This window comes from Bradyrhizobium sp. P2_E8, assembly GCF_056403875.1.
In genome coordinates, this window is the sequence record NZ_JBFUES010001005.1 from 1 (window position 1) to 2636 (window position 2636).

Annotated in this window: 4 protein-coding genes; 1 reads left to right on the plus strand and 3 read right to left on the minus strand. The window is 64.7% G+C overall.

Translation table 11 applies throughout. The annotated features are described in order from the left end of the window. The 3 genes from AC1D00_RS35775 to AC1D00_RS35785 all read right to left on the minus strand — a co-directional run. Window positions 1-315, minus strand: a 315-nt coding sequence (locus tag AC1D00_RS35775; protein ID WP_477013915.1) for a CHASE3 domain-containing protein, incomplete at its 3' end; no start/stop codon positions are given. After that, window positions 312-728, minus strand: coding sequence for a response regulator (locus tag AC1D00_RS35780; RefSeq protein ID WP_025575669.1), 417 nt, complete (start codon window positions 726-728; stop codon window positions 312-314). The genes AC1D00_RS35775 and AC1D00_RS35780, both read right to left, overlap by 4 nt. A gap of 242 nt (window positions 729-970) precedes the next feature. Continuing rightward, the gene (locus AC1D00_RS35785; RefSeq protein ID WP_404556052.1) at window positions 971-1612 is read right to left on the minus strand and encodes a BA14K family protein; all 642 of its coding nucleotides are present in this window, start codon (window positions 1610-1612) and stop codon (window positions 971-973) included. A gap of 230 nt (window positions 1613-1842) precedes the next feature. Here AC1D00_RS35785 and AC1D00_RS35790 point away from each other — a divergent pair, with 230 nt between their 5' ends. Beyond that, window positions 1843-2250, plus strand: a complete 408-nt coding sequence (locus tag AC1D00_RS35790; protein WP_135173551.1) for an NADH:ubiquinone oxidoreductase subunit NDUFA12 — start codon at window positions 1843-1845, stop codon at window positions 2248-2250. Window positions 2251-2636: the final 386 nt, after the last annotated feature.

The following is a 2636-nucleotide window of genomic DNA, read 5'->3' on the forward strand; positions in this document are numbered from 1 at the left end:
CTCCAGCAGCGCGACCTGATCGGGGTAGTCGCGCACGCCGCGCTTGAGGTCGGCGAGTGCCGGCGCGATCTGGGCATGCACCGCCTGGAATTCGTCGCTGAAGGCCGGGCTGCGATAGATCTCGTAGCCGCGCGCGGCGCTCTCTGCCCGGCGCAACAGGACGCGCAGATCGGAGATCTTCTTCTGGACCTGGACGGCATGGCTGACCCACACCGTGTCGGACCGCGACTTGACGTCGAGGCCGATCGAGGCGGCGGTGATGATCAGGAGGATTGCAAGTCCAGCACCGAGAATGACGCGCTGCGTTGGGATCAAGGGGCTTCTTTCTTGTCCTTCGGCTGTGCGCTCTCGCCCGCGAGGCATTCCCGGATTGTCGTCAGCAGCGCTTCCGGCGTGAACGGCTTGCGCAGGCAACGCGTTGCGCCGAGCTCCAGCGCCATGCGGAGGAAATCGGGAGAGGGCGAGGCCGACGATGCAAAGGCGTAACCGGACATCGCGATCAGCGGGATCGCCGGCGCGCGTTCGTGAAAGATGCGGATGGATTCAAAGCCGCGCATATGCGGCATGAAGATGTCGACCAGCATCACATGATAGGTCTGCGCTTCCAGCGCAGCCAGTCCCGTTTCACCGCCGTCAGCCAGCGTTACGTCGAAGCCCTGACGTTGGAGAAGGACCTCGATGGTCGCGCCGACCATCGGATCGTCATCTACCACGAGAATACGCGGCATGACCTTTCCCAGTAGATCGAAGTCCCCGCATTGGTGATATCCGCGAATCGTGGGTCGGGTCAATTTTGGATTGGATCAGGGTAGATATGCACGGTGCGGTGAATAAAGGTCCCTTTGCATCGACTTGTACATAATCTCGCAAGGACGGAAGCGGCTGCACGCGAAACTGGTGAAAGCGGAGCACACGCGAAAACGGCGCCGCATCGCTGCGACGCCGTTTCCTTCAAGCATTGTCGATGTTGTTACGGGCAGGGATGACGCAGGCCGTCGTAGCCGAGATAGGTGCCCGACGCCGGGTCGTAGGAGCGGTAGCGCTGCGCACAGTAGCCTGCGGAATCGCCGCCGCTGTCGGGAACCACCGCCACTGACGGCTCGTCGTAGTAGCTGTCGTCGCCATAGTAGTAGGGATCGTTGTAATACCCGCCGCCATAATAGGCGTATGAGCCGAGGCCGCCGATCGCAGCACCTGCCGCGAAACCGGGCCAGAACCCGCCGCGATGGTGATGACGCCAGCCGCCGTTCCAATTGCCGCCACCGCCCTGCCAGTTGCTGCCGGCGGCTGCGAAGCTGCGGCCGCCGCCACCGACAACCGACGGTGCGGTGCCGATGCTGGGACGCACGGCTGCGCCAGCCGCAAAGCTGGGACGCACCGCTGCGCCAGCCGCGAAATTGCCGCCRCCACCGCCGATCCGCGGACCGGCGCTGAAGCTGCCACCGCCCATTCGGGCGGCGCCGCCACCGCCAATGTGGGCACCGCCGCCTCCGCCGATATGGGGGCCACCGCCACCGCCACGGCCGCCATGGCCCTGCGCGAAGCTCGGTGTCGCCAACGGAAGGACCAGCGCCAATGCTGCCGCCGCGCTCAAGACTCTCAGACTGCTCATGGTCAAACTCCTTTTCCAGGGAGCAAACCCCTTCAAAGGGGGGAGGTTCCTGGATCACGCGGGTGTGCGCGTGAAGGCAGCGTCTCACCGGGCCGCTGTACCCGGCATGAACGGATCGCGTCCGATTTGCGGCGGGTCACGGATTTGCGCGTGGCAAGGCCGCACCTGCCGAACTGGACATTTCGCCGTCCGGATGGCATCAGGACCCGACGAAGCAGGGCCCTTGCCGCATGAAACAGTTCTTCCTCAAGTTCTTCACCTGGTGGAGTGGCCAGACGTTTGGCACCCAACTCTGGACCAAGCGCTACGGCGAGCTGGTCGGCCAGGACGAGCAGGGCAATCTCTATTATCGCACGCGCGGCGGGGCGATCGATCCGACGCTCGGCTTCGAGCGGCGCTGGGTGATCTATAACGGCTATGCGGAAGCGAGCCGGATCCCGCCGTCCTGGCACGGCTGGATCCATCACGTCGTCGACGTGCCGCCGACGCAGGAGAACTACCAGCCGCGCGAGTGGGAAAAGCCGCACCAGCCGAATCTCACGGGCACCGCCAACGCCTACCGCCCCTCGGGCTCGACGCTCGCCAGCGGCAAGCGGCCGAAGGCGACYGGCGACTATCAGCCCTGGACCCCCGGCTAGGCTTCCAGCCTCCGCCGAATCGTCATCGTCGGATTGGATGCAGGCGCATCCGACGCATCCCGCTGTGGACAACGGGAACAGCGGGGACGCCGGCTGCGTGGGCATTGTGTTCGCGCCGGCGATGCGGCTCAATGGTCCCATCTTACGGAGATGGGAGACCATCGCGTTCGGTTCGGGCAACAGCTCGCGACTGTCCCGAAATGCAGCGGCCGCCGACCAGGACTCGATCGGGAGATAGGCCCCCGGTCTGGAAGGTCCGAAATCGCCCGATGAAATGTGCTGCCGCCGTAAGACAGGAAAGGCCGCTTGGGAAACCGAGCGGCCTTTTTCTGTTGTGGGTTGTGCGAGTTTTCTTCGTGTCCCGGACGCGCTGCAACGCTCCAAGG

What these genes read in the sequence shown, in the direction of transcription:
- AC1D00_RS35780 (WP_025575669.1), bottom strand. Translation starts at nt 728, where the DNA reads ATGCCGCGTATTCTCGTGGTAGATGACGATCCGATGGTCGGCGCGACC.